Below are 26,163 nucleotides of genomic sequence, written 5' to 3'. Positions count from 1 at the left end.
AGGAGTGGCATCATGATGCGGGCATTAAGGCGCGCACTGCGCCAGTGGAAACGCGAGTTTCTGACGTTCTGGCAACGCTTCACGGCGTTTCACCGAATCATCATCGGCATCGTGCTCGCCATGGGCGTGGTAATCGCCGCCCGGACGAAAGTCCTCGACCCGCTGGACCGCGAGTTGGCCGCGGAGCGCAAGACCCTGGCCGATAAGGGCGTGCCCGTGACTGTGCCCGCGCCGGCGGACGACCCGGAGATCCAGGAGGAAGAACTGCGCGCCGAAAACCTGCAACGCAGTCTCCAGGACCGCGCCGCCGAGCTGGCGGAGGTCGAAAAGACCAGCGCCTACCGGCTGGACGCCGGCAAGGCGGACGCGAATGCCGCGCTGCTGGCGCTCGCGGGCCGGCACGGTCTGCATGTGTTGAAGAATACGGCGGTGGAGAGCCCCGGCGACGCTCCGGTCCCGACGGTGGCCTCGGCGTACGAGCTGGCGGGGCGGTTCGGCGCGATCTACGGGTTTCTCGACGAGGCGCGCCGCGAGCCGCTCCTGTGGGAACTGCGCGATGTCTCGATCGGACTGTTGAGGGAGAGCGACGGGTTCGGCGGCGCCACCGCGCCGCCGCTGGTGCTGCGCTTCACGCTCGTGCTCCATCTGTACGGAGGGGGCGGCGCATGAGCGGGCAACAGACAGTCGATCTCTCCAAGGTCGCCATTGCGGAGGCGGCCCTTGCGCGGGTCCCGGCGCGGCTGGCCCGGCGCTACGGGCTGCTGCCGGTGGCGCTGGAGGGCGAGACGCTGACCGTGGCGCAGGCCAATCCCGACGATCCCATCGGCGTCATGGAACTCGAAAGCCGGCTGGGCATGCGCGTTCGGACGGTGACCGCCTCGCGCCCGGAAGCGGTTGCCCGCGCGATCGAGCGATACTATGCCGGAGCGGCCGGCGACGAGACGCCGACGGCGCTGGCCGCGCTGGAGCGGCTGGTCAACCGGGCGATCCAGATTCACTGTTCGGACATCCATCTCGATCCCGAAGAAGGCATGGGCGTGGCGCGCATGCGCGTGGACGGCATGATGCGCGTCGTGAGCGAATATCCCCCCGCCTTCATGGCGGATTTGATCTCGGCGGTGAAGGTGGCGGCGCGGTTGGACATTTCCGAACGGCGCGCGCCCCAGGACGGCCAGATCGTGATGGACAGCCTGGGCGAGTCCATTGCCATGCGCGTGGCGGTGATTCCCACGACGCACGGCGAGAAGGTCACGCTGCGCATCCTGGCCACGGCGGCCGTATCGGAAGAGCTGGACCGGCTGGACGCGCTCGGCATGAGCGAGATGCACTACGGCATGATGCGCGCCGCGCTGGAACAGGCCTACGGCGTGATTCTGCTGTCCGGGCCGACCGGCAGCGGCAAGACCACGACGCTGTACGCCGCGCTGCGCCATCTGCGCGAACCGGGCACGCAGCATATCCTGACCATCGAGAACCCGGTCGAAATCCCGCTCAAAGGCGTGAACCAGATTCAGATCGACGGCGAGCGGGTGTCGTTCGCCAAGGCGCTGCGCAGCGTGCTGCGGCATGACCCGGATATCGTCATGATCGGCGAAATCCGCGACCCGGAAACGGCGGACATCGCGGTCAAGAGCGCGCTTACCGGGCACATCGTGCTGGCGACGCTGCACGCCAACACGTCGGTGTCCGTGATCACGCGCCTGCTGAATCTCGGCGTGTCGCGGGAACTGGCGGCCTCGACCCTGCGGCTGGTGGTGGCCCAGCGGCTCGTCCGGCGCCCCTGTCCGCATTGCGTCGTTCGCGAGCCCGCAACCGAAGCGCAATGCGCCGAGTTCGGCTGGAATCCGGCCGCGCCGCCGCAGGTTGCCCGCGCGCGCGGTTGCGCGTTCTGCGGCCAGCTCGGGTACGCGGGGCGTCTCGGGCTCTACGAAATGACGCCCGTGGACCGCGCGCTGCGCGACCTGGTCGTGGCCGATGCATCGGAGGATAGCATGGCCGATTTCGCATTCGAGCAGCGCAAGCTGCCGACCCTGGCGCAGGACGGGGCGGACAAGGTGGCGGCCGGGCTCACCACGCCGGAGGAAGTGCGGCGGGTGACGTTCGTCGGGGAGGTTGACGTCTGATGCCTGGATTCCGCTACATCGTTTTGCAGGGCGGCATACGGCGTGAAGGCACGCTGGAGGCGGCATCGGAACGCGAAGCGGCCGAACGCCTGCGGGCCGACGGCGCCAGCGTGCTGTCGCTGGCCCCGGCGCCGGCCGGCCATACGGGTTCGGGGAAATCGAAGTTCCTGGAACGGCTGCTGGACCGCATCACGATCCGATCCAGCAGCGTCGAGCTGGTGTTGCGGCAACTCGGCTCGCTCCTGCGTTCCGGCGTGCCGATCCTCACGGCGCTGACCGCCCTGGCGCGCACGGCCCCGCCGCCCATGCAAAAGGCGCTGCGGCACACGGCGGAACGCATTCGCGAAGGCAAGTCGTTCAGCAAGGCCCTGGCCGAGAATCTGCCGGGGATCGACCGGGTGACCATCGGTTTGCTGGGCGTGGGCGAGGCCAACGGCACGCTCGACACCATGGCCGTGCATGCGGCGGGGCTCAAGGAGCGCGCGCGCAAGACCCGCGAGCAGATTCTACAGGCGTTCAGCTATCCCACCGTCGTGCTCGTGGCGGCCATGGGTATTGGCGCGTTCATGGTGCGCAAGGTCTTTCCGGCGGTGATGAAGTTCATCGAATCCAGCCGTAAAGGCGTCGAATTGCCGCTGCCCACGCGCATGGTCATTGCGCTTGACGGTTTCCTGACCGAGTACGGGTTGTATGTCCTGCTCGCCCCGGTGGTGCTGGTCGTGCTTGTGGTGGCCTTGCGGCGCACGGCGCGTTCCGGCGAATGGGTGGACGCGATCGCGCTGCGGGTTCCGCTGCTGGGCGGTGTGTTGCGCTTCCATGCCAACGCGATGTGGTGTTCCACGATGGGTTCGCTGCTGGGCAGCGGCCTCGACGTGCTGGCGGCCGTGGATCTCGTGCGGGGCACGATGAGCAATTGGATTTACGCGGCGCAGTTCGAGCGCGTGCGCGCGATGCTGCGCGACGGTTCCAGTTTGAGCAAGAGCATCGAGGCCACGGAGTTGTACCGGCTCACGCCGATGGCGCACACGCTGGTCAGCGTCAGCGAGGAAGGCGGCCACATGGACGAGAGTCTGCTGGAGGTCGGCCGATTTTCGGAGGATCAGCTCACCCGCCGTGTGACGTTGCTCAGTAAACTGGTCGAACCCGCCGTATTCGTTGTGGTGGGGGGCTTTGTCGGGCTCGTATATTTCGGGTTCTACCTGGCCGTGCTGACGGCCACGCGGGCGGCGAGGTAGGACATGGTCATTGGTCATTAGTCATTGGTGATTGGTCAATAGTGATTGGAGAAGACGATGAAACAAGCGATATGGTTTCTGTGGCTATGGGGGGCCGTTGCCGTTCCGGCGATGGCGCAGGACGGCGTGTCCGCTGGCGTCGCGACGAATGCGGTAGAGAAGGCTGCGCCGGCGGGAACCGCCGCGGCGGAGGTTACGCCTCCGCCCCGGATGCCGACCGGCGACCCGTTTGCGATGCGGGGGCTGACGGATGACGAAGGCTTCGTCAGCGCCGGACCTGCCGCGCTTCCGCCAGGCATCCGCGTAGTGGGAATTCTGGCCGTGGCCGGCAAAGAGCCAGTGGGTGCGATATCCATCCCCGGCGTGAAGAACCTCTACTTCGTCCGCGAAGGCGACATCGTTCAGGTGGACCGTGCCGCCGGAGGCGGCGCCGCCGCGGGGGCGACCGATGCGCAGTTATACCTGCTGGTGAAATCGGTGACCGCCAGTCAAATCGAAATCGCGCCGCGCACCCGGCCGCAGGATGTGAGGATATACCGATGAAGAGTCATTGGTCATTAGTCATTGGTCATTGGTTGAACCGACTTTCTCGGTTCATGCATAACGCATTGGGAATGAGTGCGAACGCCCAACATCGAACGTCCAACATCGAACGTCCAACAGCCGGACAACCTCTGACTTCGATGTTCGATGTTCGGTGTTCGATGTTCGATGTTCGTTCCCTCTCTTCAACCCCACACACACCCATACACTTCCCACACACCATCCTCCCCGCTCTATGCGTCGCGCTGCTCCTGGCGGGGTTGCCGGTCGCTTCGACGCAGGCCCAGGACACGAACGAGGCCATCGTCATCGAATCGGTTTTCGTTCGCGACATGGCGTTGCGGGATTTCGCCGAGCTGATGACGCGCGGCTGCGAGGCGGACTGGAAGGTGCTGGTCAGCGAGAAGGCGGGCGAGAAGCGCATCAGTTTCTACCTGTCCGATACAGGCATCGACGAGACCCTCCGTTCGATCTGCGCGACGTACGGGCTCTGGTATCGCCGCTCGCGACGATCGGACATCATCCAGATCGAAACCATGGAGGAATACCGAGAGGGTCTGAATCTCTATGCCGACGAGGCCGTCGAGGTCGTCCCGGTGATGTATCCCGCGCCGGAGGAGATCGGCGACGCCCTGGCGCGACTGTTCCAGGACCGGGTGGTCTGGGACCCGCCGCCCGAAGACATCGCTGACGACATGCCGCGCATCGAAAGCGCCCTCGACCGCATGGACACCATGGCTGACCGTGCCACGCTGGTTGACTCCGAGAACCTCGGCGGTACGACGACAGGCTATCGGGATCGATACGACGGCTCCTCATACCGCCGACGGACCGGTGACACCTGGGATCGAACCGGCCGCTACGGCAGTCGGTCCGGTCGTGCGACGGAAGAGCAGACCGTCGAAGAAGTGGTCGAGCAACAACAGCGCTCGCTGGAAGCGCAGCAGGCCGTGCGGGGGATACCCGAGGACATCGGCGGACGCAACGACCGGCCGGGACTGGTCTACATCTCCGCCTCGCCCTCCGCCAACGCGCTGATCCTGCGGTCCAGCGACGCGGCGTCCGTAGAGACGATCAAGACCGTGATCCAACAGCTCGACAAACCCAAGCCGCAGGTGCTTCTGGAAGTCAAGGTGCTCGACATCCTGCTCGACGACGAGAGCGCGCGGGGAGTGGATTGGCTGTTCCAGAACTCCACGGGAGACGGACAGATGCTGAGTGGCGGCCGGGCCACCGGCATTACGGCGGAACCCGGCAACAGCATTCGATCCTCGGATCCGTTCAGCCTGGTCCCGCAAGGCACGGGCATCGACCCGCTCGCTTCCGTGTTCTCGTTTGTCAGCGCCGATGTGCGCGCGCGTATCCAACTCCTTCAGGATGAACAGCGCATCCATTCGCTGGCCACGCCCAGCCTGCTGGTGGCCGACAACGAGGCCTCACGCGTTTTCATCGGGAGCGAAGTGACCATACTCAAGAGCGTTGAGCTCAATGCCGTACGGGATATCGAGACGGGCCTGGTCCTCGACTACGAAACGGAGCCTCAAACAGAGGAGGAGCGCATTGGAACCACGCTCCTGATTACGCCCAAGATTCACGCCGACCGGACGGTGACCATCCGGATACTCCAGGAGGAAACCAAACTGGGTGACGAGCGGACGATCGAGTACGGCGACGTAGGGGAGCAGTTCAGAACCCAAGACATCGACGAACGCTCCGTTACGACAACCGTGCTCGCGAAGGACAAGCACACCGTCGCCATCGGCGGCCTCATTCGGGAGCGGCAGGCAGATCGCGAGACGGGCGTGCCGTTGCTGATGAACATTCCGTTGCTCGGGAACCTGTTCAAGCGCACGGTCAAGAGCGACGAACGCAGCGAACTGCTGGTTCTGATTCGCCCGTACGTCGTGCTTGCACCCGGCGACGCGGAATCGGCGTCAAAACAGTTTCTCGAAACGGTCGGCTCGGATGGCGCCACGCTTGAAGGAGGGGTTAGGGAGAAGGCGTTAGGCGTTAGGCATTAGACGGGAGTGCAGGATGTTGAAGCAAGTTGAACCACAGAGGCACGGAGAGTGCGCGGAGCAAGGAGACGAATTCTCTGTGTCTCCGTGTCTCCGTGGTGAATCTTCGCGACAGCCTTGGGAAGATGACAGATGAACATTGATCTGGATCGTTGGCTCGACGAGCTGGCCGTGCGCGGCGGCAGCGACCTGCACCTCGCCGCCGGCAATCCGCCCGTGCTCCGTCTGCACGGCCGCCTGGAGCGTGTCGGCGAGGGGGATGCCGCGCTGAGCGCCGAGGCGATCGCCGCCGTCATCGCTGGCGCGGTCGGCGACGAGGCGCTGGACCGGCTGCGGCACACCGGCGAGCTCGACGCCGCCTTCGAGCGCCAGGACGGAACGCGCCTGCGTATTAACGCCTACCGCCAACAGGGCGACTTCGCCGCTGCCATTCGATTGCTGCCCGATCGCTTCTTCGCGCTGGACGAGCTCGGTCTGGACGTGAAACTGCTGAAGAGCATCTGCGCGATGCATTCCGGGCTGATCCTCGTCACGGGAACGACCAGCAGCGGTAAGTCCACCACCATCGCCAGCCTGGTCAACGAGATTAACAAGACACGGCCCTGCCATATTCATACCATTGAGGATCCCATCGAGTACCGGCACAGGAGCCTCCAGTCCTTCGTCACGCAACGCGAAGTCGGTCGCGACACCGCCAGCTTCGCTGAAGCGTTGCGGCGCAGCATGCGTCAGGACCCGGACGTGATCGTTGTGGGCGAAATGCGCGACCTGGAAACCATGACCGCGGCGCTGACCCTGGCCGAGACCGGACACCTCACCTTCGCGACGCTGCACACCTCCGATGCCGTGCAATCCGTCTCGCGCATCATCAGCGCCTATCCCGCCGCGCATCAGGCCCAGGTTCGGGTGCAGCTTGCATCGACGCTTCAGGTGGTGCTGAGCCAGAAGCTCGTCCCGTGGGCGAACGGCGGGGGACGGTCGCTCGCCGCCGAAATCCTGGTGGCGACCCCGAACGTTCGCGCCATGATCCGCGAGGAGAAGACGCACCAGATGCGCACGGCGATGCAGACCGGCGGCGAACACGGCATGCAGACGCTCAACCAGTCGCTGCTGGCCCTGCTGCAACGCCGCAAGATCGACCGCGCCACGGCTCTCGAATACAGCGAAGACAAGGCGAATCTGCTTGAAGAACTCGATCGCCACGCCGGCCAATCGCCGAAACGGAAAGGTACACGATGAAACGACACCATCTGATTCTGATAATACTACCGCTTATATTGCTGTGCGCGGGTTGCGAGCCCGATGACGACGAGGTCCGCGGCGAGCTGCCGGTGACGCCCGCCACCACAACCCTGACCGGCGACGAGAAAACCGTGATCCTCACGGCCGACGTCTCCATCGGTGATACGAATCCCGAACCGATCGTGTATCCTCTCGAATGGTCCGTCAGCGACTCGTCCATGGGCAGTATCGTGGCGCAGTCGGCCGACAAGGCGACCTACACGCATACGTCGCGCGGGACCGGGGGCAACACCATCATGGTCCGGGACGGGCTGGCGCGCGAAGGCTTGGCGACCGTCTTCTGGGACTCCTCGATCGCGAATGCACCGTCGATCGCGAATGATACTGGTCAATAGCGTGCCCTCCATAGCTCGGAGAGTGACGGAGGGTCATTGGGCATTGGGAGCTGGCGGGCACGCCAATGACTGATGACCGATGACTACTGACCATGCCCACCGAGGGAGAGAGATGCGAACATGAAGAAGTCTTTGCCGTCAACAACCTGTGATTCATCCGCCTTGTTGGACTTGCCGTACGAGGCGGTGAAGTGGGAACTGCTCAAGACGGCCATCGAGCTGAACCTGTTTGACCGGACAGTCGAGCCCGCCACGGCGGACGAGATTGCCGGGGCGTTGGCGCTTCACCCGGCCAACACGGAGTATGTGCTCAACGCGCTGGTGGCGCTCGGCTGCCTGACGAAAGCGAACGGGCGATTTCAGAACACCCCGCGGGCAGAGGCGCTTCTCGCCAGCGGCAAGAAAACGTCCCTCGGCGCGGCCATGTTGTACATGGCGGGCTGGAACGAGCCGCTGCTGAACGGCGGCCTGAAGAAGCTGCTCCAGGACGGCCCGCCGCCCAGGGAGGACCTGGCCGACCCGGCCATCTGGGAGCAGGGCGCACGAGCCGGCATCGCCTTGACCCGCGCCGGGCGGGCACAAAGGCTCGCACGCCTTGTCGCGGCGTTGCCCGAGTTCCCCTCGTTCACGAAGATTCTCGACATGGGGGCGGGCCCTGGCCTTATCGGCATCGCGGTCACGGCGGCCCACCCGTCGCTGCAATGCGTTGTCTTCGACCAGCCGCCCGTGGCCAAGGTGGCCGAGGAGGTGGTCGCCGAGTATGGCATGGGCGACCGCGTTACCGTGGAGGGCGGCGATTACATGACCGACGACTTCGGCACGGGCTACGAGTTCGTCATGGCGAACTTCACGCTGAATTTCTACCGCGACCGTTTGGGCGACATCATGCGCAAGGTGCTCGACGCGCTGACGCCGGGGGGCGTTTTCATGGTGACTTCCGACGGGATGAGCGTGGACGGCACGGCCCCGGCAGCGAGCGTGATCAGTTGGCTGTCGACCAAGGTGACGGGCCACGACATGTCGTTTCTGACCGGACAAGTCGCCCGCGCCATGCTGGACGCCGGATTCGTGTCGACCGAGATGCGCACCCTGACCGACCTCGACGCGCCGGCCTTCGGGCCGGTTGAAATGACGATTGGAAGAAAAGGGAGCTAACGATGGAGAAAGAGACGTATTGGTCTCGTTTTGCGGAAGACTTTGAAAAAAAAAGGAAGATGATGGAAACAAAGGATCGCTCATGAGCGATAGTCATGCAGCAGCACAACTATTTGATCACTGGGCAACGGGTGACCGCGCACGGCCAATGTGGCAGAACCACCTGCCTCGCGTCCGGCAGGTATGGCAAATGATTCCGAACTCCGACGGGAACTATCTGGAGGTCGGCTGCGGGTGCGGACTGGGGCTGCGGCATATCGCCGCGAACCAGTACCGTGACGGCCAATGCGTGGGCATCGACGTGAGCGAGGGCATGATCCGTCTGGCCAGAGAGACCACGGCCGGACTGGGCAATGTCCGACTGGAAGCGGCCGATTTCATCAATTGGGAACCGGGTGAGGGGCTGACCTTCGATGCCATTTTCTCCATGGAAGTCTTCTACTACTTCTCCAGTATCCAGGAGGGGCTGGACCATGCCGCGCGCCTGCTGGCACCGGGCGGCTGGCTGTGGGTGTTGGTGGATCTCTATCATGAAAACGCCGCCAGCCACGACTGGTCCGAAAGGCTGGGCGTGCCCATGCAGATGTGGTCAAAAGCCCGGTACGCGGACGGCTTTGCCAAGGCCGGGCTTAGCGAGGTCCGGCAGATCATCTTGCACAATCCCAATGATGGGGGCGCGTCGGAAGCCCCAACCCTTTGCACCTGGGGAAGGAGATTACAATGAGCACCGGACGATACACCATAGAACCCATCGGACATATTCATTCCCCTCACAGAAAACCGAAAGAAACGCCGATTCAGCCGGTCTTCGCCAGGGGCATACGCGGCACGGTCACGGTAGAGGAGAGGTATGCAGACGGTCTCCTCGACCTGGAAGGTTTTTCTCATATTTACCTGGTTTATCGCTTTGACCGCGCGGACAAGGTGAAGCTTCGGGTCCGTCCGTACCTGCAGGATCAGGAACGCGGCGTGTTTGCCACGCGCGCCCCGTTCCGCCCCAACCATATCGGATTCAGCGTCGTGCGCCTGCTCTCGGTCGAAGGGACCACGCTGCACGTCGAGGATGTCGACATCCTCGATGGAACGCCTCTCCTGGACATCAAGCCCTTCATTGCCCGCTATGACCTCCGCGAAAACGTCCGTTCCGGCTGGCAGGACGAAGTGGCGGACGACACGGCCCGGGAACGCGGTATACGCGACTATGCGCCTGAACAAGGGAGGGATCAAGAATGACCGCAAAACTAAGCGGCATCCCTGAGACACTCCTTATCCCCCTGTGGGCGCGGGCCGTCGAGGGCGAGGAGCCCGACCCCATCGTGCGCGACGACAAGGCGGCCGAGATGGTGCGGCAAATCGAGTATGACTTCGCCAAGTTCGCCAAGGCCCGTCTTTCTCAACTCGGCGTCGCCATCCGCACCATGCTTCTGGATCGGGCGACGAGCGACTTTCTGCGGCGCAATCCCGACGGCGTGGTGGTGAATCTTGGCGCTGGCCTGGATACGCGCCGCCATCGCCTTGGCGTCGAGACGGACTGGTATGAACCGGACCTGGCCGAGTCTCTGGAACTCCGGCGCCGCTTCTTCGAGGAGACCGATCGCTACCGCTTCCTCACCGCTTCGGTGTTCGATACGGAATGGATGGAGAAGGTCGACGATGCCGGCCGCCCGGTTCTACTGATTGCCGAAGGCCTCTGCATTGTCCGCCTGCCCTTTATCCGGTCCCGCATTGCCCCGCGCATCGCGCGCCTGCGATTCGAGCAATCTACCGAAGGCGGAGACGAATCATGAAGAAGAAACCCGAAGGCGTGGGAAGGCTGCTTGAGATCGCGGGCGAGCGCAAGGGGTTGCTCGTTCTCTCCTGCGCGCTCTCGGCCGTCAGCTCCATCCTCATGCTTGTTCCATACTTGGCGGTCTACTTCATATTGGCCGAACTCCTGCGCCATGCGGGAGCGCCCGCGCAGGCCGACGGCGCGCTCATGGCGCGGTGGGGATGGATCGCCCTGGGCGGGTTGGTTGCGGGGTTCGTGGTGCTCTACGTCAGCTTGATGGCCTCGCACGTTGCGGCGTTCCGCATCCTCTACGGTCTGCGCGTGCGGTTGGCGAATCACATTGGCAAGCTGCATCTGGGGTATCTCTCCCGCACATCCACTGGGGCGGTGAAGAAGACGCTCGAACAGAACGTGGAGAAGATCGAGAGCTTTGTCGCGCACCAAGTCCCGGACCTCGTCGGCGTTGCGGCTACGGTTGTCGTAATGTTTGCCGTCATGTTCTGGCTGAACGGATGGATGGCGCTGGTCTGCGTGCTGGCCCTCCTGGCCGGCGTGGCCGTTCAGGCATCGATGATGTTTGGCGAGGGCGCCAGGGAGATGATGGCCAAGTATCACGACGCGCTCGAGAACATCAACGCGTCCGCTATCCAGTATGTACGCGGGATGCCGGCGGTGAAGCTGTTCGGCCAGACGGTCCGCTCCTTCCGGCGCTTCCACGGCGACATGATCCGCTATCGCGATATGGTCACCGCGTGGACCGATTCCTTTCAGAATGGCTACATCGCGTACAAGACGATCCTGGCCTCTTTTCTGACGTTTGTGCTGCCGGTAGGCGCCCTGCTCTTGAGCCGAGAACCGCAGAACATGGCCCTGGCGCTGACGGTCCTCTTCTTCCTTGTCATGACGCCCGGCACGGCCGCGCCGCTCTACAAGCTGCTCTTCATGTCGTCGCTTCTCAAGGACATCGGCGAAGGCGTCAGCCGGATCGACGCCATCTTCTCCGAGCCCGAAACCGTGGAGCCGGCGCAGTCCCGGCGGCCCGAAGGGTACGACGTTGAGTTCGACGGCGTCTCCTTCTCCTACGACGCGCCCGACGCCTCGACGCGGACGGAGGCGCTCAGTGCCATCTCGTTCCGCGCGCCCCAGGGCGGCATCACCGCACTGGTCGGCCCGTCGGGGTCGGGTAAGTCGACTGTCGCCAACCTGATCCCGCGGTTCTGGGACGTGTCCGAAGGCCGCATTCGCATCGGTGGCGTGGACATCCGCGAGATGCGAGGGGAAGACCTGATGAACACGGTGTCCTTCGTGTTCCAGGACACGTTTCTGTTCTATGACTCCCTGTTCGAGAACATCCGCATCGGCCGGCCCGGCGCCAGCCGCAAAGAGGTCGAGGCCGCGGCCCGGGCGGCACAGTGCCACGACTTCATCGCGCGCCTGCCGAGCGGGTACGACACGAAAATCGGCGAGGGTGGCGTGTACCTCTCCGGCGGCGAAGAGCAGCGCGTGTCCGTGGCCCGTGCGATCCTGAAGGATGCGCCCATCCTCGTACTGGACGAAGCGACGGCGTTTGCCGATCCGGAGAACGAGCACAAGATGCACGTGGCGTTGCGGGAACTGATCCGGAACAAGACCGTCATCGTGATCGCGCACCGCTTGTCGACCGTTCGCCATACGGACCGGATCGTCGTTCTGGAGCAAGGCCGTATCGTGGAACAAGGGCGACACGAGGCGTTGCTCAAGGGAGGCGGACTCTACAAGCGCATGTGGGACACGTACAGCGATGCGTCGATGTGGGCCTTTCGACAGGGGGAATCCGCATGATCGCCCGATTTCTGAATCATGTGACCGTCGGTCATCCCGACAAGCTGCGGAAGCCGGTTGCGTTCGTCCTTCTGTCCAACCTGGTCAATCTGATTCCCTTCGTGCTGGCGCTTCAGGCGGTGCGAACGATCTTCGGCGCATACGCGTCCGGCGCCCCGCTGGATACGGCAAGCCTCTGGTGGACATGCGCCGCCCTGGCGGTCTCGCTTCCCTTCATTTTCCTGGCCGAACGCCCGGCTTACCGGGCCTGCTTCCGTCAGGCCTATTCCGTGTCGGCGGAGGGGCGGACGGAACTGGCCGAGCATCTGCGCAAATTGCCGCTGGGCTACCTCACCGGACGTGACCCGGGGAATCTCGCGAACATGCTGATGGGCGATTTTGCACTGCTTGAGCAGAGCGTTTCGCATTTCGTGCCGCAACTGATCGGCGCACTGGTCATGCCCGTTCTGGCGGTGATTGGTCTCTCCTTTCTGGATTGGCGCATGGCCGTTGCCATGTTCTCGGCGTTGCCGGTGGCGCTGGTGATCTTCGCGGGTTCGACAAAGATCGTCCGCGCCCTTGGCCGCCGCCACATGCGCGCCAAGATCGACGCCGGGAACCGCCTGCAGGAGTACCTGTACGGCATCCGCGTCATCAAGGCCTACAACTTGACCGGCACGCGCTTCGCGCGCCTTGAGATGTCATTCCGGGAGTTGATGAAACAGAGCATCCGGCTGGAAGGATGGGTCGGACCTTTCCTCATGCTCGCCATCGCCTGCATGCGCGCGGGACTGACGATCATGGTGCTGGTGGGCGTGCATCTGCTGATCGGCGGAACGTTGGATCTGCTCGTCTTCGTCGCGTTCCTGATCGTCGGCTCGCGCATCTTCGATCCGCTGACGCTGGCTCTCATGCAGTTCGCCCTGGTCCGCTACAGCGAGCAGGCGGGCGAACGCATCCTGAACCTGTACCGCGAACCGGAGATGGACGGAACGCAAGCGCCTCCGGAGTCCGCGGATATCGAGTTCGACAACGTCTCGTTCGGCTACCACGACGAACCGGTGTTGCATGGTGTTTCGGCGCGGATGGAGCCGGGAACCCTCACCGCCCTGGTCGGTCCCTCCGGCAGCGGCAAGAGCACCATGCTCAAGCTGGCGGCCCGTTTCTACGATCCGGGCGAGGGGACGGTTCGCCTTGGCGGGGAACCCATGACCGGCATGGATCCCGAGCGACTGTTCCGCCGTCTGTCCATGGTCTTCCAGGACGTCTATCTCTTCCAGGATACGATTCGCAACAACATCCGCTTCGGCCGGGAAGGCGCAACCGACGAGGAGGTCGTGGAAGCGGCGAAGGCAGCCTGCTGTCACGAGTTCATTGCTGCTCTGCCGCAAGGGTACGACACACCGGTCGGCGAAGGCGGGTGCACTCTCTCGGGCGGCGAGAAGCAGCGTATCTCCATTGCCCGTGCGTTCCTGAAGAACGCGCCGATCGTGCTTCTGGACGAAGCGACTGCCTCGCTCGACCCGGAGAACGAGCGGGACGTGCAGAAGGCGATCGATCGCCTGATTGAAGGTCGCACGGTGATCGTGGTTGCACACCGCCTGAAGACCATCTGCCGCGCCGACCGGATCATCGTGCTCGACAAGGGCGCCATCGCCGAGTCGGGAACCCATGAGGAATTGCTGGCGGTGGACGGGCTCTACGCACGGATGTGGAAGCTGCAACAGGAATCCGCCGGATGGAGCATCAGTGAGAATGTCATTGGTCATTAGTCATTGGTTGTTCCGACCACTGACCATTGACTGATGACCAATGACGCGCCGCAGGCGCAAATGACCAATGACGGCGGCGCAGCCGCATATGACCGACAGAAGGAAAAGAGATGACGGTTTGGGGAATAGGCGGCAAGTGGTTGCTCTGGAGCCTGCTGGCGTCCGCGCCGGTGGTCGTCTGCGCGGCCGTGTTCCGCGAATCGCTGGTGGTGACAGCCATTTCACCGTGGTGGTTCTATGGCGCGGGCATCGCGATCCTGCTGGCCGGCATTCCGTTCTGGTTCATCTCCGCTATCACGCTGAGAAAGGCGCACCAGGCCGAGACGCTCTGCACGAGCGGTGTTTTCGCCCTCTGCCGCAACCCGATCTACGCGGCGTGGATTCTGTTTCTCGTGCCGGGCTTCGTCCTGTTCTTCCGCAACCCGCTGCTCCTGGCGATCCCGTTCATCATGTATGTCGTGCTGCGGCTTGTGCTGCCCGGCGAGGAGGCATGGCTTGCAGAGAAATACGGCGAAGCGTACCGAGACTACTCGAAACGCGTGGCGCGGATTCTGCCATACGCGCGGCGGAAGTCGCCAATGACCGATGACTGATGACCAATGACCAATGACCAATGACCAATGACCAATGACCAAGGATAACTGGACATGGAAATGGAACAGAATAGCGAGAAACCAAGCAAGCGCACTCCTATCTGGAAGCTGGATTGCACGTCGATCTGCACCATGCTCGGGATCGGCCTGAGTACGGATGAACTCGAAAACGCCGTGATCCCTCGCGCGTGCCCTTGCTTTGGGTCGCGCCTGGCCGAAGACCGGGGCTTGCTGCTGCAGGCAGCGCACCAGGGCGCCCATCATGAAAACGAGTTCAGCCGGGAAGTCAGCCATCTCTTGGACGACAAGTTCCGGGAAGAAGTGGCGTGGGTGTCCCGGGCATCGTTGGACACGGTGCGGGAGCGCCTCGACAGCCTTGCGGCGGAATCTTACGAGCTTCCGGGGATCCTCTGGGGATTGCTCACGGATCCCTGCGAGCAGAAGCTCACGTTGGGCAGGACGGTCGCGCATGCCTGCCTGCATCGCGGTCTCAGTGCGATCAGACCGCGCTGTGACGTTTCCCTGACTGATATTGCGCCACCGGACAGCACCGTGCCCACGGAGGATCTCTCGGTTGGGGAATTGAGGGCCAAGGTCACGGAACAGGCCGCGACCATTGAGCGGATGCTGGATTACATCAGTCGCACCCGGCCGGAGGGAATGGTCATTGGTCATTAGTCATTAGTCAATGGCAAGAGGGTACCGATGACCCATGACTAATGACCGATGACTGACGAAGAAGGATGTCATCATGAGAAGGCGCCAGCCCCGCCACCTGTTGCTGTTGTGTCTGGCTCTCTTTGCCGGCTGCGGTCGGCGGGACGTACACCACGAAGAGCACGGACATGGTCACAGCCACGCGCACATGATCGAGCACATTGCGGAAGGTCATGGCATCCGGATTGGCCGCGAGGCGGACGCGGACATCATGGTAGAGATGGGGAGCAATACCGTTTCGGTCGTGCTGAACGAGAGTCTGCTCAAGGCTATGCCGAACGACTTTCTACCCGTGCTGCGTTTCACGGGGCCCAGGAAGGACCTGCCCGCACGGGAGTTCGATCAGTTCCTGAACGACCTGCATGATTACCTGTTGCTGACCTACGGCGAAGGTAAGGGCCCCGAACTGCGGGACGGTTCCTGATGGGTTTGTCGAAGCCGGTACTACACCAACGACCGATAGTAAGGAGCCGACACATGACAGAAGGAAGAAGCACCAAGCCATCCGCCCTATGGCCCCGCATCGTAATCATCATCCTGGCCGCCGCAGTTGCCGCTGCCGCTGTGTACCGCATCGTCATAGCGAGGGGCGAGCCCGACGCCGCACAGACAGAGTTGCACGACGGCTGCGACCATGGAGCATGCAAGCCAACCGCGACAAAGAATGACGGCAATGATCAGGAGGAGACCTGCGAAGACGACCACTGAGAAACTGTAGACCATAGGGACTATGAGGACGATTCTTCAAATGGGGCCAGCGCCCCACCGCCGAGGCTCATCAGCGGAATCGAAAGCAATGACTGCCCCCTCTCCCCTTCACGGGTGAAGCCATGACGACGGGACGCACTCATGAATCGGATCGCCACACGCATGCTGGAGGGATGGATGAACTCCTGCAGTACCGCTCCCTTTCGCAGGCGCGCCTGTTGTGGTCGATGGCGATTACGGTGACGGGCATGGCGATCGAGATCGTGGGCGGCCTGCTGACCGGCAGCCTGGCGCTGCTCAGCGATGCCGGCCACATGTTCACGCACGTCTTCGCCTTGGGCATCAGCGCGATTGCCCTGCGCATGGCGTCATCAAAGCCGTGCCATCACCGCACGTTCGGATTGCTGCGGGCCGAAGTGCTCGCGGCATACACCAATGCGCTCTTCCTCTTCGCCGTCACTGCGACGATCGCCTACGAGGGCGTGGCGCGGCTGCTCAATCCGCAGGAGGTGCTAACGCGGGAGATGCTTGTCGTTGCAGCGATCGGCCTCGCCGTCAACGTCGCCAGCATCCTGCTGCTTCATGGCCACGGTAAGAACATCAGCGTCCGGAGTGCGCTCGTGCACATGGCGGCCGATACCGTGTCGTCCGTCGTCATCGTGATTGGCGCACTGGTGATTGCCGTCACGGACTGGACCTGGATCGACCCCCTCCTCAGTATCGGTATCGCGATGGTGATTCTCGCGTGGGCGTGGGGGCTTTTCCGGGATACCTCCCGCATCCTGCTCGAGATTGCTCCGAGCCGCATCACGACTGCTGACGTCGAGCGTTTTGTCGCGGCCGAATGCCCGCAGGTGGAGAGCCTCAAGCGTGTCAGGATCTGGTCGATCACGGACGATGTCACCGCCTTCACGGCCGAGTTGGTCATGGCGGAAGGCGTTCGCGTGACGGATTGCACCGAGATCACGGATCAACTCGCAAAGGAGCTCCGGCACCGTTTCGGCTTTAGCGAACTGACACTGCAGACGACGGCATCAGGGGAAGGGCAGTCGCAAGGAAGCCGCGAAGAGTGACTGCGACTTTGTGGAAAAGCAAAGCGCCGGCACCCGTGAGGGCGTCGGCGCTCACGACTTTCCGTGGTTTGGCTTCAGCCCGCGCTGATCGCCTCGACGGGGCACTCGGCCTCGCAGGCTCCGCAGTCGGTGCAGATGTCCGGGTCGATCGTGTACTTGGGGTCACCTTCCTTGATCGCCTCAACCGGGCAGACGTCCTTGCAGGAACCGCAAGCAGTACACTCATCCGATATCTTGTAGGCCATGATGGTACCTCCTTCGGGTTGTTGCTGCCGGCACGATGCGAGCGTCGCACCTTGCCGCAACACCAATACCGTAGATCTCCATGGCCGAGTTTGTCTTCACTAACACGTTACTGAATCATTCTTTAGATCTGGTCTGAATAGGAGGCACGTTGCCCCCAGGCAGTGCGCGGAGAAGAGAGGATGGCAGGGCAGAAAAACCCATTGACCACGGGCAAGGCTTGGCTCGTGTTCGGCAACTACCTGGATGAGTCGGGTCTGCGGGTCACTCAGCCACGCCGGATTGTTTGCGATCGCGTGTTCAGAGGCGACGGCCATTTCACGGCCGAGGAGCTTGCCATGGATCTGAGCAATGCCGGCCCGGCCCGTGTGAGCCGTGGCACCGTGTACCAGACCTTGGGCCTGATGGTTCGTGCCGGTCTCTTGCGCGAGATCCGCGAAGCCGGTCGCGAGGTGCACTACGACCGGACCCTGGGATTCGAAGACCATGAGCACCTGATCTGTGAGCAGTGCGGGAAGTTCATCGAGTTCCTCGACCCCAAGATCCACCAGCGCATCGCCATCGCCTGCCGCAAGGCGGGTTTCAAGCAGCGAGCGCACCGGATCACCGTGCTGGGTGTTTGCCGGGAGTGTAATCAGTAGTCATTTGGCCGCCCGCCTACATCGCTTTGCGGAGCCTGCCCGCAGTCGCTACGCGCCAGCGTTGCGGGCGGGCAATGCGGGCAGGCTGCGCGGCCGTCATTGGTCATTGGCCAATGGTGGGAGGATATGGGAGTGCGATTGAATGAGTGAGAGGCCCACAAAGGAAACGGCCCGGAATGGGATACCCATGACCGATGACGCGGCGAAGCCGCAAATGGCCAACGAGATGCGAGATTGTCCTTGCATAAAGGGACGGGAGTATCTATATTGTCGCTATGAACAGTTACAATCTGAAGTATGTGTTGCGCCAGTTCATCGAAGGCGAATTGCCGGTTTGTCGTCCTCGCGATAGATCTCTCCCGGCGGACACCGGCAAAGTGGTGGGGCTTTCGGGGCCGCGCCGCTCCGGAAAGACGTTCCTGCTGTTCGACGCCATGCACCGGCTCGTCCGGCAAGGCGTGGACCGGCGACAGCTCGTGTACTTGAACTTCGAGGATGATCGCCTGCACCCCGTGCGCGCCGAAGAACTGGATCTTGTGCTTCGCAGCCTGAACGAGTTGTACCCCGATACGGCCTCCGGCAAGACCTACCTCTTTCTGGACGAGGTGCAGGACGTACCCGGCTGGGAGCGTTGGGTCAGGCGGCTTAAAGATACCGAGGATATATCGATCTTTGTTACCGGTTCGTCCTCCCGGCTTCTGGCCCGCGACCTGTCTGCCGCAATGCGGGGACGCAGCATCACGTTGGAGGTGTTTCCCCTGAGCTTCAGGGAGTTTCTCTCGTTTCGAGAGGTGGAGATATCCTCGTTCAGCGCTCGCGACGAGAGCCGCGCGCGCGCGGAGCTTGTCGAGTATCTGACATGGGGCGGCTTCCCCGAGATCGTGCTCGCCGAGGCGCCGCTGCGCCCCTTGATCCTGGAGGAGTACGCCTCGCTCATGTTGTTCAGGGACGTGGTCGAGCGTTATGGAGTACGGAACGAGAAGGTCATGCGAACCCTGTTAAGGTACTGCTTTCGGAACACGGCATCGCTGATCAACGTCAGCAAGCTACACCGTGACTTCAAATCGCTGGGGTTGGCGGTGTCGAAGAACACGCTGCACGAGTACCTCGGCTGCCTGAAGGATGCGTCTCTGGTCTTCATGGTGCCGAAACGCGACGAGTCGTTGCGCAAGCAGGAGCACAATCCCAAGAAGTTGCATGTGATCGACCCCGGTCTCGTCGCGGCTTTCAAGGCATACCCCCAGCGCGACGTCGGCCACAAGCTGGAGACGGCCGTCTTTCTGGAGGCTCGCCGACGCCGTCGGGACCTCTACTACTACTCGAATGCTCATGAAGTCGACCTGTGCGACGGCGAGGGCGCCTGGTTTGCGAACACGTGCTGGAGCCTGGCCGACGATGCCGCATTCGAGCGCGAGAAGAACGTCATGGAGTTCGGAAGGACCCTTTGGCCCGAGGCACGGGGACACCTGGTTTACCACGAGTATGCGCCGGGTTTGTCCGAGGCCGAACCCAACTCCATTCCCGCCTGGCGTTACCTGCTGTCAGGTTGTGAAGAGGCGCAGAGATCATGAATGCGCGTGTCCGTTTGAGAAGGCAGGCAGCCTTGACGGTGTTGTCTGGCGTCGTCTCGGCGGTGTACCCGGGCCGACATGTTTTTTCCCGGCAAATCAGCCAGGTGACAGAACACGACCGGAGGGAAGATGTAGCATGGTCCGGCAGATCCAGGCTCACATAGCTATAAGCAGGAAACAGCCGTTGGACCAAGGAAGTCTTGCCTGTCTGTCGGGCACCCGTCAAGACGACCACCGGGCGCGTTCGCGCGCGGTGCTTCCGCCTGGCTCAGTTGCCGGAGTGGAGTGCCGTGTCTGTTGGGCCGCCGCATGCACGGACGAGATCGACCTGGCGCAGGAGGACTTCCGCATAACGGACGCGCATCGCTTCTTCGGAGGCGAGCCAGTCCAGCTTCGCGCGCTCGACGGTGGGAACCGGCACACGTCCTTGCTCGAACTGGCGCTTGAAAGATTCGAACGACTCCCGCAGGCGGTCGGCGGAGACCTGCGCTGCACGCCATGCCTGTTCAGCGTGGAGTCGGCGCGCGTAGGCCTGACGGATGTCCCGAATCGCCAGGGCCACGGTCTCTTCGAACAGAGCCTCCTGGATGTGTGCTTCTTCCCGCCGGATGTTTACCTGGGCTGAACGACCCGGCGCCAGGACGGGAAGGGACAGGCGCACGCCCGCCCAGGCAGTCCAGGCTTCGGGTTCGTCAACGGGGGACGGGCCCTCGCCCTCGGCCGTTACGATGGCGGACACCGTCGGCAACCGGTTGCGCGCGGCGCCGCGCGCCCCTTCCCCCGCCGCCTGCCAGAGGGCGTGCGCGGCCAGGACATCCGGGCGATTCACCGCATACGCATGGATCGCCGTCTCCGGCGGAGCGGAAACAGGCTCGGCGGACGAGAGGCCGCCAAGCGAGTGCAGATCCGGCGCCTCGTATTCCGGCACGAGGTAGCGCCACCGTGCGTCGAGATCGGATATCTCTTCCTGCGCATGTACCCGTTGCTGCCTGGCGGCCTGTCGCTCGGCCTCGAGACGGTCGCGCTCGGCCGGCAGGGCCAGGCCTACCTTCATTCGGCCGTCCGCGTACCTGACCAGGGCATCGTGCGCCGCCACGGCCTCGTCACGGATCCGAAGGCGGTCGTTCCAGAGACGCCCCAGCACGTACGCTTCCGCCATGTCGGCTGCGAAGGCGATCCGGCGGTCACGCCGCCTGTGGTCGGCGGCCAGCTCCGCGAAGCGCGCGGCGCCGACTTCGGCGCGCACTCGCCCGAAGACATCGAGGTCCCATGCGGCCGACGCGCGGGCGGCCACGGATTCGACGTCAAGCGTCTCTCCGCCGGTCATCGCGGTATTCCGCCGGCCGGCGCGCAGGTCGCCTTCCAGCGTGAGATCGGGCCAACGCCCGGAACGCGCCGCCCTGCCGCCCGCGGCCTCCACGCGTACCGCTCGCTCCGCGGCGTCCAGTGAAGGCGCAGCCACCATGGCGGCCGCGATCCACGCGTCCAGCTCGGCCCTACCGACCGCCTCGCCCCAGGTTGGAAGGGACGGGACACGGTTTGTGCTGCTTCCCTCGGCTGGCGATAAGCATACGGTCAGGAGCGCGATGGCCACGAATGTGCGGGTTTTTGTCATTGGTCATTTGGCCGCTGCGCGGCGGTCACTGGTCATTAGTCATTGGTCATTGGTCATTTGTGGCCTGCATCACTTTGCGGGGCAGCTCGGGCAGGTTGCGTGGGCGTCTTTGGCTTCTGGTTGGTTGCTTGCTTCGGGCTCCACGTACAACGACGCGGCGTTGACGACGAATGCGTTCGTCGTCGAGTGTGGCGCCACGGCGCCGGCGACGGTCACGCGACTCAGTTCCTTGAGGCCGTTCACGCCCTTGAGGCCCTGCTCCAAAACCTCGCCCGTATCGTCCAGCACCTGTATCGCCGCCGTGCCGGCGGCACGCACCTCGAGCGGATCGCAGCAGGCGTCCCAGGGCATGGAGCAATGGTCATCGTCTTTGGCGTTGCACGGCGTGATCGTGGCTTCGTCGCCGAGAATGAACAGGGCGCGGCCCTCGACAAACGGACTGCGCACACCCATGACGAGCCCTTTGAGAAGCACATCCGTCCCCGGTGGCAGCTTGCGTGCTTCAGGGATCGGTGTCGGCTCTCCGGCCGGCTCTTCACTGACAAACGCCTTGGGCACGGCTACCGGCTCGACCGAGCCCTGCTCCGCCTTCTTCCCGCACCCCACGCCGACGACCATCGCAGCCACTACCATCAATCCAAGCCATCTCTTCTTCATCCGCCTATCCTCCATGTTCCTGTCTTCTCTTTGCCGCACCAATCACCAATGACCATGGACCCATGCCCCTTCCTACCCCGCCGACCGCAACGCCTCATGCACCGGCGGGAGCAAACAGCGCAGTCCGGGCGGGATCGCTCCGACCAGGCCAAGACCCAACCCTGTACCGAACCCAACCGCCGCCACGACCGGCGTGACGCGCAGGACGAAACTTCCGATCGAGAACGAGACCGCAACCCCTTCCAGGAACAACACGGCCGCCGTCGCCGCGACCACGGCGCCGCACAGGGCGGCAAGGGTCGCTTCCTGGATGAGCGAGAACAGAATCGCCCCGCGTCCATACCCGATGGCCTGCAGCGTCGCGATCTCGCGGATGCGCGGCGAGAACGCGGCGTAGAGCGTGTTCAGTCCACCGAGCAACGCGCCGGTCGCAATCAGGATCGCCGTCATCCAGGTCATGCCGCGAATGGGTGCATAGAAAGCGGACAGCCTCGCGAAGTAGTCGCTCTCCCGTAGCGCCGCGAGCTCAAGGTCGAGACGCTGTTTCGCGAACAGGTCCACATCGGGAAACGCCCCGCCATCCAGGCGCAGGACGACACAGCTCAGGTTCTTCCGCAGCGACAGCGATCGGAGGTCGTTCAAATCCATCCAGATCTCGGACTCCATGACCGTGCCGGGCGCGGCGAAGACGCCCGCTACCGTCATGGTCACATCCTCGACGACGATCTCCCGGCCGGGTCCAAGGGCGTCCTTCGGCAGGCCGAGCCTCCGCCACGCAAGGCGGCCGACCATGACGCCGCCGGGCCGCGCGAAAGTCCCCTCGGTGACGGTCATCTTTGTGTACACCAGTGGCGCGCGTTCCGTCACGCCGCGAACAAGGGCCTGCCGCTGATCCGACCCGGCGGCCGAGACCAGGGTCATTTGATGGATCTCCGGCGAGACCGCGCGGACACCCGCGATCTCCGCCAGTCCGTTCAGGCTCGACTCGGCAATGCCGGCCGCGCGTTCGGAGATCTCGCTACGAAGCACGCTGTCCTCGCTGCCGGCGCCCAGCAGGATCGCGTTCCGCGGCGAACCGGATGCCGATAGCACACCGGCCATGCCGTCGTTCAGCGCGGCGGCGACCATCACCATGAGGACAACCAGCGCGCTCCCGAGCACGGCCTGGAAGAGGCTCTTCGGATCGCGAAACAGGTTCCTGACGGCATAGCCAAACGGCAACATAGCTCAGCTCCTCAAGCTTTCGACAATCGGTCTGCGCATGGCGATCCAGGCCGGCCCGAGCGCGGCCGTCATCCCGAGAACGAGCGCCAGCCCCAGTCCGGTCGCCATAACCGACGCGTCAGGAACAAGCGCCAGCGTCTGCCCCTCGTTGCCGAAGGTCAGACCGCGCCACGCCAGAAAACCGGACGCCAGTACGATCCCTATGCAGCTCCCTACAAACCCCAGCACCGCCCCCTCGGAGACCACGACAAAGCCCACTGCGCTTTCGGGGAAGCCCACCGTCTGGAGGATGGCGTTCTCGCGGACGCGCCCCCGAACCACGAGCAGAACGGCGTTGGCAATGAGCCCCACGACGGCAAGCACGGCGCCATAGCCGATCCAGCGCGTGAACCCGATCAGGTCAATCAGCTCGCGCGCCGTCTGGGCGAAAAACGCCTTCTCCGGCTGCGTCACGGTCGGTTCGGTCTCGCTCTTGAAGCGCTTGTCGATCGCCGTGGCCACGCGCTCGATATCCTCGCCGGGCTGCACGCGTACGTTGAACTGCGTCACGACTCCCAAGCCGTGTCGCGAGGCCTGCTGCAGAAACGGAAGGTGGACGTAGGCCACGGCGTTGTCCTGCGGCAGGGGCGAATCGATGATGCCACTCACGATCACCCGGACACCAACCGCCTCGAAGGCGTCGCCCGGCTGCAGTCCGCGTTTGTCGGCCAACTGCTTCCCCACGAGGGCGCCGTCGTCACGATTCTTCCAGTCGTCGTACGACCCCCGGATCACGGCGATCTCCGGAGCATATCGCGCCAACTGGCCCGGCGGAACGCCGCGGAAGGTAATGACGTCCAGGCTGGCCCCGCAGTTGTTGACGGTGACCTTGATGGGGATGACTTCCCGGACGCCGGGAATGGCCCGGATCTCGTTCTCGTAGTACTCCGGAAGCCGGCTGGTCTGCGGACAGAACCGGTTCTCGCGGTAGACCACCAGCGTCGTGTCCGCGGCCTGCACGCGCGTGGCGCGGTCAAGGGTCGTCTGCATCGTCTGCACGGTCGTGAACAGGAACATCCCGGACGCCACGCCCAGCAGTGTCAGCGACGTTCGGACCGGATGGCGCCAGAGCTGCTTCGTTGCCAAAAGGGCAAGCCGTCCCGCTTTGCTAAGCATGCTGCGCCTCCAGGAGTTGTCCTTTTTCCAGGTGCAGAACCCGGGCCGATGCGTCCGCGGCGTGCGGATCGTGCGTCACCATCACGATGGTCTTATTGTGCTCGGCGCGCAGGTTCTGCAGCAACGCGAGAACGGCATCGCCCGCCTCGCGGTCGAGGTCGCCGGTCGGTTCGTCGGCCACCAGCAGCTCGGGCGACGCGACCAGCGCCCGCGCGATGGCAACACGCTGTTCCTGACCGCCGGATAGCTCGCGCGGGTAGTGGTGCATGCGGTCGCCCAACCCGACCATCGCCAAGGTCTGCTCCACGCGTTCGCGCCGCTCGCGTCGCGAGATGTCGTCGAGCAGCAACGGCAGTTCGACATTCTCGAATGCCGTCAACACTGGCACAAGGTGGTAGAGCTGGAAGATGTAGCCCACGTGGTGGGCGCGCCACCGCGCCAGTCGGCCGCGCGATAACCGGGTAATATCCTCGCCGCAGACTTCCAGCACGCCCTCGCTGGGCGTATCGATCCCGGCGATCAGGTTCAGCAGCGTGGTCTTGCCGGAGCCGGAAGGCCCCATAAGCGAGACGAAGTCCCCCCGTTCTATGTCGAGGTCCAGCGCTTCGAGCGGGGTCACGGTGCGGGGCCCCTTCCTGTAATGCTTGGTCAGCTTGTGGCAGTGAATCAGGACGTCGCTCATGGTGAATCCTCCTTGTTGCGCGCGATGACACGGTCGCCGGCTTCGAGTTGAGCCGCTCCCGACGTGACGACCGTTTCGTTCGGACGCAGCCCGTCGAGGACGCGCCGGTAGCCGTCACGACGCGAAGGCCCCAGGCGTACCGCGCGCCGCTCGGCCCGGTCCGAGATGGGATCGATGACCCAGACGTCCTGTTCGGAGCGTGAAGGATCGCCCAAGGCTTCCTCCGGAATCCACAGGGTCTGTCGGCCTGTGTTGGCCGACGTTTGCGCATTCCCCTGGCTGCCGCTGCTCCCCCGGAACTCGACTCGACACAAGACTTCCGGCCGCATTCTCGGATCCGGATCATGGACCTCGACCTTGGCCTGCAGCGTGTTGCGTTGCAGGTCGGCTTCGCCCACGATGCGCGTCACCCGCCCGGTGAAGACCGCGCCCGGCAGCATCGCCGTGGAGATGCGCGTCGGCTGTCCCACGAACAGCCGACCGGCCTCCGCGAGAGGCACGTCCACCCGCACCTGGAGCCTGGCGGGATCGAATAGCGACACGATGGTCGTACTTTCCGGATCGTCGCTCCCCGCCCGCCGTTTCAAGCCCGGATGCGCATACAGCCGCTGCACGATCCCGTCTATCGGGGCGCGCACGACCGTCCGGTCAAGGGCGAGTTGAGCCATGTCCCGTTTGGCTTCCGCCACGGCCAGCTCCGCATCCAGTTCCACCACGGCATTCTCGGCCGCCACGCGTTCCGCGGGGGTGGTGTCGCGCGCGGGCAGCGGCTCGATCCGCGACCATGTATCCCGCGCCGTCTCGACACGCGCGCGGGCCGCCCTGACGGCCGCCGCGGCGACCCGCAGGCCGAGTTCCGCGTCCCCCGGGTCGAGACGCGCAACTATCTGACCGTTCGTGACCGCTTGGCCTTCCTTGACGTAGACATCCAGGACAAAGCCGTCCACGAGGGTGAAGGCATCCACGTGCCACGGATCGGGCTCAATCCAGCCCGAGGCCTGGAAGAGCAGCTCGTCGCCCGCAACCGGTGACGACGCGCTATCCGTATCGCCGGCCAGCAGAATGACTCGGCCGGTCCCGACCGGCTTGGCGGGCGTGAGCTGATCTCGGAAGATGAAGACCAGGACGGCGATCAGCCCGCCGAGAAGCAGCACGGCCAACACAACGGGTTTCCATCGAGCCCCGCCATACCTTCTTGATTGTCTCTTGTCCGTTCCGGGTTCCATATCCTTC

Annotated in this window: 27 protein-coding genes; 20 read left to right on the top strand and 7 right to left on the bottom strand. The window is 63.9% G+C overall.

Features of this window, described 5'->3' with window-relative positions; genetic code table 11:
* Positions 1–12 precede the first annotated feature (12 nt).
* From L21SP4_RS07795 to L21SP4_RS07710, 18 genes are all read left to right on the top strand, one after another.
* Complete coding sequence (locus tag L21SP4_RS07795; protein ID WP_052882126.1) at positions 13–669, top strand: hypothetical protein; 657 nt, start codon at positions 13–15, stop codon at positions 667–669.
* Positions 666–2,123: a GspE/PulE family protein gene (locus tag L21SP4_RS07790; RefSeq protein WP_052882125.1), complete on the top strand. Its 1,458-nt coding sequence runs from the start codon at positions 666–668 to the stop codon at positions 2,121–2,123. Before L21SP4_RS07795 ends, L21SP4_RS07790 begins: the two co-directional genes overlap by 4 nt.
* On the top strand, positions 2,123–3,358 hold the full coding sequence (locus L21SP4_RS07785; RefSeq protein WP_052882124.1) for a type II secretion system F family protein: 1,236 nt from the start codon (positions 2,123–2,125) through the stop codon (positions 3,356–3,358). The genes L21SP4_RS07790 and L21SP4_RS07785 overlap by 1 nt, the downstream gene beginning before the upstream one ends.
* Positions 3,359–3,415: 57 nt before the next feature.
* Positions 3,416–3,901 (top strand): hypothetical protein, encoded by a 486-nt coding sequence (locus L21SP4_RS07780; protein ID WP_144413797.1) that lies wholly within the window; start codon positions 3,416–3,418, stop codon positions 3,899–3,901.
* 260 nt (positions 3,902–4,161) lie between these two features.
* A complete protein-coding gene (locus L21SP4_RS07775) occupies positions 4,162–5,922 on the top strand; it encodes a type II secretion system protein GspD (RefSeq protein ID WP_052882122.1) in 1,761 nt (586 codons plus the stop codon).
* Positions 5,923–6,051: 129 nt separating this feature from the next.
* Positions 6,052–7,158 (top strand): type IV pilus twitching motility protein PilT, encoded by a 1,107-nt coding sequence (locus L21SP4_RS07770; RefSeq protein ID WP_074041424.1) that lies wholly within the window; start codon positions 6,052–6,054, stop codon positions 7,156–7,158.
* Entirely contained in the window at positions 7,155–7,556 is a 402-nt protein-coding gene (locus L21SP4_RS07765; protein ID WP_052882121.1) for a hypothetical protein, read from the top strand. Before L21SP4_RS07770 ends, L21SP4_RS07765 begins: the two co-directional genes overlap by 4 nt.
* A gap of 120 nt (positions 7,557–7,676) precedes the next feature.
* Positions 7,677–8,711: a class I SAM-dependent methyltransferase gene (locus tag L21SP4_RS07760; RefSeq protein ID WP_052882120.1), complete on the top strand. Its 1,035-nt coding sequence runs from the start codon at positions 7,677–7,679 to the stop codon at positions 8,709–8,711.
* 82 nt (positions 8,712–8,793) lie between these two features.
* Positions 8,794–9,435, top strand: coding sequence for a class I SAM-dependent methyltransferase (locus L21SP4_RS07755; RefSeq protein WP_074041423.1), 642 nt, complete (start codon positions 8,794–8,796; stop codon positions 9,433–9,435).
* The gene (gene tsaA / locus L21SP4_RS07750) at positions 9,432–9,944 is read left to right on the top strand and encodes a tRNA (N6-threonylcarbamoyladenosine(37)-N6)-methyltransferase TrmO (RefSeq protein WP_052882118.1); all 513 of its coding nucleotides are present in this window, start codon (positions 9,432–9,434) and stop codon (positions 9,942–9,944) included. The genes L21SP4_RS07755 and tsaA overlap by 4 nt, the downstream gene beginning before the upstream one ends.
* Positions 9,941–10,498 (top strand): class I SAM-dependent methyltransferase, encoded by a 558-nt coding sequence (locus tag L21SP4_RS07745; RefSeq protein ID WP_052882117.1) that lies wholly within the window; start codon positions 9,941–9,943, stop codon positions 10,496–10,498. Before tsaA ends, L21SP4_RS07745 begins: the two co-directional genes overlap by 4 nt.
* A complete protein-coding gene (locus tag L21SP4_RS07740; protein WP_052882116.1) occupies positions 10,495–12,300 on the top strand; it encodes an ABC transporter ATP-binding protein in 1,806 nt (601 codons plus the stop codon). Before L21SP4_RS07745 ends, L21SP4_RS07740 begins: the two co-directional genes overlap by 4 nt.
* Positions 12,297–14,051 (top strand): ABC transporter ATP-binding protein, encoded by a 1,755-nt coding sequence (locus L21SP4_RS07735; RefSeq protein ID WP_052882115.1) that lies wholly within the window; start codon positions 12,297–12,299, stop codon positions 14,049–14,051. The genes L21SP4_RS07740 and L21SP4_RS07735 overlap by 4 nt, the downstream gene beginning before the upstream one ends.
* 110 nt (positions 14,052–14,161) lie before the next feature.
* Positions 14,162–14,644 carry a methyltransferase family protein gene (locus tag L21SP4_RS07730; protein ID WP_052882114.1) on the top strand — a complete coding sequence of 161 codons (483 nt, stop codon included), beginning with the start codon at positions 14,162–14,164 and terminating at the stop codon, positions 14,642–14,644.
* A 54-nt stretch (positions 14,645–14,698) separates the two neighbouring features.
* Positions 14,699–15,322 carry a hypothetical protein gene (locus L21SP4_RS07725; RefSeq protein WP_052882113.1) on the top strand — a complete coding sequence of 208 codons (624 nt, stop codon included), beginning with the start codon at positions 14,699–14,701 and terminating at the stop codon, positions 15,320–15,322.
* A gap of 73 nt (positions 15,323–15,395) precedes the next feature.
* Positions 15,396–15,785 carry a hypothetical protein gene (locus tag L21SP4_RS07720; protein ID WP_144413796.1) on the top strand — a complete coding sequence of 130 codons (390 nt, stop codon included), beginning with the start codon at positions 15,396–15,398 and terminating at the stop codon, positions 15,783–15,785.
* A 53-nt stretch (positions 15,786–15,838) separates the two neighbouring features.
* Positions 15,839–16,069, top strand: coding sequence for a hypothetical protein (locus L21SP4_RS07715; RefSeq protein ID WP_052882111.1), 231 nt, complete (start codon positions 15,839–15,841; stop codon positions 16,067–16,069).
* A gap of 173 nt (positions 16,070–16,242) precedes the next feature.
* Positions 16,243–17,142 (top strand): cation diffusion facilitator family transporter, encoded by a 900-nt coding sequence (locus L21SP4_RS07710; protein WP_052882110.1) that lies wholly within the window; start codon positions 16,243–16,245, stop codon positions 17,140–17,142.
* Positions 17,143–17,216: 74 nt separating this feature from the next.
* Here L21SP4_RS07710 and L21SP4_RS07705 read toward each other — a convergent pair whose 3' ends face one another.
* Entirely contained in the window at positions 17,217–17,387 is a 171-nt protein-coding gene (locus L21SP4_RS07705) for a DUF362 domain-containing protein (protein ID WP_052882109.1), read from the bottom strand.
* 180 nt (positions 17,388–17,567) lie between these two features.
* On the opposite strand from L21SP4_RS07705, the gene L21SP4_RS07700 reads away from it, so the two are divergent.
* Positions 17,568–18,026: a Fur family transcriptional regulator gene (locus L21SP4_RS07700; protein ID WP_052882108.1), complete on the top strand. Its 459-nt coding sequence runs from the start codon at positions 17,568–17,570 to the stop codon at positions 18,024–18,026.
* A gap of 275 nt (positions 18,027–18,301) precedes the next feature.
* Positions 18,302–19,597 (top strand): ATP-binding protein, encoded by a 1,296-nt coding sequence (locus tag L21SP4_RS07695; protein WP_052882107.1) that lies wholly within the window; start codon positions 18,302–18,304, stop codon positions 19,595–19,597.
* A gap of 268 nt (positions 19,598–19,865) precedes the next feature.
* Here the strand turns inward: L21SP4_RS07695 and L21SP4_RS07690 are convergent, their stop codons facing one another.
* From L21SP4_RS07690 to L21SP4_RS07665, 6 genes are all read right to left on the bottom strand, one after another.
* Entirely contained in the window at positions 19,866–21,062 is a 1,197-nt protein-coding gene (locus tag L21SP4_RS07690; protein ID WP_074041422.1) for a TolC family protein, read from the bottom strand.
* 219 nt (positions 21,063–21,281) lie between these two features.
* Positions 21,282–21,869 carry a hypothetical protein gene (locus L21SP4_RS07685; RefSeq protein ID WP_144413795.1) on the bottom strand — a complete coding sequence of 196 codons (588 nt, stop codon included), beginning with the start codon at positions 21,867–21,869 and terminating at the stop codon, positions 21,282–21,284.
* Positions 21,870–21,941: 72 nt separating this feature from the next.
* On the bottom strand, positions 21,942–23,093 hold the full coding sequence (locus tag L21SP4_RS07680; protein ID WP_052882104.1) for an ABC transporter permease: 1,152 nt from the start codon (positions 23,091–23,093) through the stop codon (positions 21,942–21,944).
* A 3-nt stretch (positions 23,094–23,096) separates the two neighbouring features.
* Positions 23,097–24,248 carry an ABC transporter permease gene (locus L21SP4_RS07675; RefSeq protein WP_052882103.1) on the bottom strand — a complete coding sequence of 384 codons (1,152 nt, stop codon included), beginning with the start codon at positions 24,246–24,248 and terminating at the stop codon, positions 23,097–23,099.
* Positions 24,241–24,930 (bottom strand): ABC transporter ATP-binding protein, encoded by a 690-nt coding sequence (locus L21SP4_RS07670; protein WP_052882102.1) that lies wholly within the window; start codon positions 24,928–24,930, stop codon positions 24,241–24,243. The genes L21SP4_RS07675 and L21SP4_RS07670 overlap by 8 nt, the downstream gene beginning before the upstream one ends.
* Positions 24,927–26,093, bottom strand: coding sequence for an efflux RND transporter periplasmic adaptor subunit (locus L21SP4_RS07665; protein ID WP_160300745.1), 1,167 nt, complete (start codon positions 26,091–26,093; stop codon positions 24,927–24,929). Before L21SP4_RS07665 ends, L21SP4_RS07670 begins: the two co-directional genes overlap by 4 nt.
* Positions 26,094–26,163: the final 70 nt, after the last annotated feature.

The sequence above is a fragment of the Kiritimatiella glycovorans genome (genome assembly GCF_001017655.1).
Lineage (GTDB): Bacteria > Verrucomicrobiota > Kiritimatiellia > Kiritimatiellales > Kiritimatiellaceae > Kiritimatiella > Kiritimatiella glycovorans.
Note: the sequence above shows the minus strand (reverse complement) of the source record. Positions and strands in the feature narration are given on the sequence as shown.

Coding starts and splice junctions, on each gene's coding strand:
- L21SP4_RS07730 (WP_052882114.1), top strand. CDS start 14,162: ATGACGGTTTGGGGAATAGGCGGCAAGTGGTTGCTCTGGAGCCTGCTG.
- L21SP4_RS07785 (WP_052882124.1), top strand. CDS start 2,123: ATGCCTGGATTCCGCTACATCGTTTTGCAGGGCGGCATACGGCGTGAA.
- L21SP4_RS07705 (WP_052882109.1), bottom strand. CDS start 17,387: ATGGCCTACAAGATATCGGATGAGTGTACTGCTTGCGGTTCCTGCAAG.
- L21SP4_RS07695 (WP_052882107.1), top strand. CDS start 18,302: ATGAACAGTTACAATCTGAAGTATGTGTTGCGCCAGTTCATCGAAGGC.
- L21SP4_RS07725 (WP_052882113.1), top strand. CDS start 14,699: ATGGAAATGGAACAGAATAGCGAGAAACCAAGCAAGCGCACTCCTATC.
- L21SP4_RS07715 (WP_052882111.1), top strand. CDS start 15,839: ATGACAGAAGGAAGAAGCACCAAGCCATCCGCCCTATGGCCCCGCATC.
- L21SP4_RS07720 (WP_144413796.1), top strand. CDS start 15,396: ATGAGAAGGCGCCAGCCCCGCCACCTGTTGCTGTTGTGTCTGGCTCTC.
- L21SP4_RS07735 (WP_052882115.1), top strand. CDS start 12,297: ATGATCGCCCGATTTCTGAATCATGTGACCGTCGGTCATCCCGACAAG.
- L21SP4_RS07685 (WP_144413795.1), bottom strand. CDS start 21,869: ATGAAGAAGAGATGGCTTGGATTGATGGTAGTGGCTGCGATGGTCGTC.
- L21SP4_RS07700 (WP_052882108.1), top strand. CDS start 17,568: ATGGCAGGGCAGAAAAACCCATTGACCACGGGCAAGGCTTGGCTCGTG.
- L21SP4_RS07675 (WP_052882103.1), bottom strand. CDS start 24,248: ATGCTTAGCAAAGCGGGACGGCTTGCCCTTTTGGCAACGAAGCAGCTC.
- L21SP4_RS07710 (WP_052882110.1), top strand. CDS start 16,243: ATGGATGAACTCCTGCAGTACCGCTCCCTTTCGCAGGCGCGCCTGTTG.
- L21SP4_RS07745 (WP_052882117.1), top strand. CDS start 9,941: ATGACCGCAAAACTAAGCGGCATCCCTGAGACACTCCTTATCCCCCTG.
- L21SP4_RS07770 (WP_074041424.1), top strand. CDS start 6,052: ATGAACATTGATCTGGATCGTTGGCTCGACGAGCTGGCCGTGCGCGGC.
- L21SP4_RS07780 (WP_144413797.1), top strand. CDS start 3,416: ATGAAACAAGCGATATGGTTTCTGTGGCTATGGGGGGCCGTTGCCGTT.
- L21SP4_RS07790 (WP_052882125.1), top strand. CDS start 666: ATGAGCGGGCAACAGACAGTCGATCTCTCCAAGGTCGCCATTGCGGAG.
- tsaA (WP_052882118.1), top strand. CDS start 9,432: ATGAGCACCGGACGATACACCATAGAACCCATCGGACATATTCATTCC.
- L21SP4_RS07765 (WP_052882121.1), top strand. CDS start 7,155: ATGAAACGACACCATCTGATTCTGATAATACTACCGCTTATATTGCTG.
- L21SP4_RS07690 (WP_074041422.1), bottom strand. CDS start 21,062: ATGGTGGCTGCGCCTTCACTGGACGCCGCGGAGCGAGCGGTACGCGTG.
- L21SP4_RS07755 (WP_074041423.1), top strand. CDS start 8,794: ATGAGCGATAGTCATGCAGCAGCACAACTATTTGATCACTGGGCAACG.
- L21SP4_RS07670 (WP_052882102.1), bottom strand. CDS start 24,930: ATGAGCGACGTCCTGATTCACTGCCACAAGCTGACCAAGCATTACAGG.
- L21SP4_RS07795 (WP_052882126.1), top strand. CDS start 13: ATGATGCGGGCATTAAGGCGCGCACTGCGCCAGTGGAAACGCGAGTTT.
- L21SP4_RS07760 (WP_052882120.1), top strand. CDS start 7,677: ATGAAGAAGTCTTTGCCGTCAACAACCTGTGATTCATCCGCCTTGTTG.
- L21SP4_RS07680 (WP_052882104.1), bottom strand. CDS start 23,093: ATGTTGCCGTTTGGCTATGCCGTCAGGAACCTGTTTCGCGATCCGAAG.
- L21SP4_RS07740 (WP_052882116.1), top strand. CDS start 10,495: ATGAAGAAGAAACCCGAAGGCGTGGGAAGGCTGCTTGAGATCGCGGGC.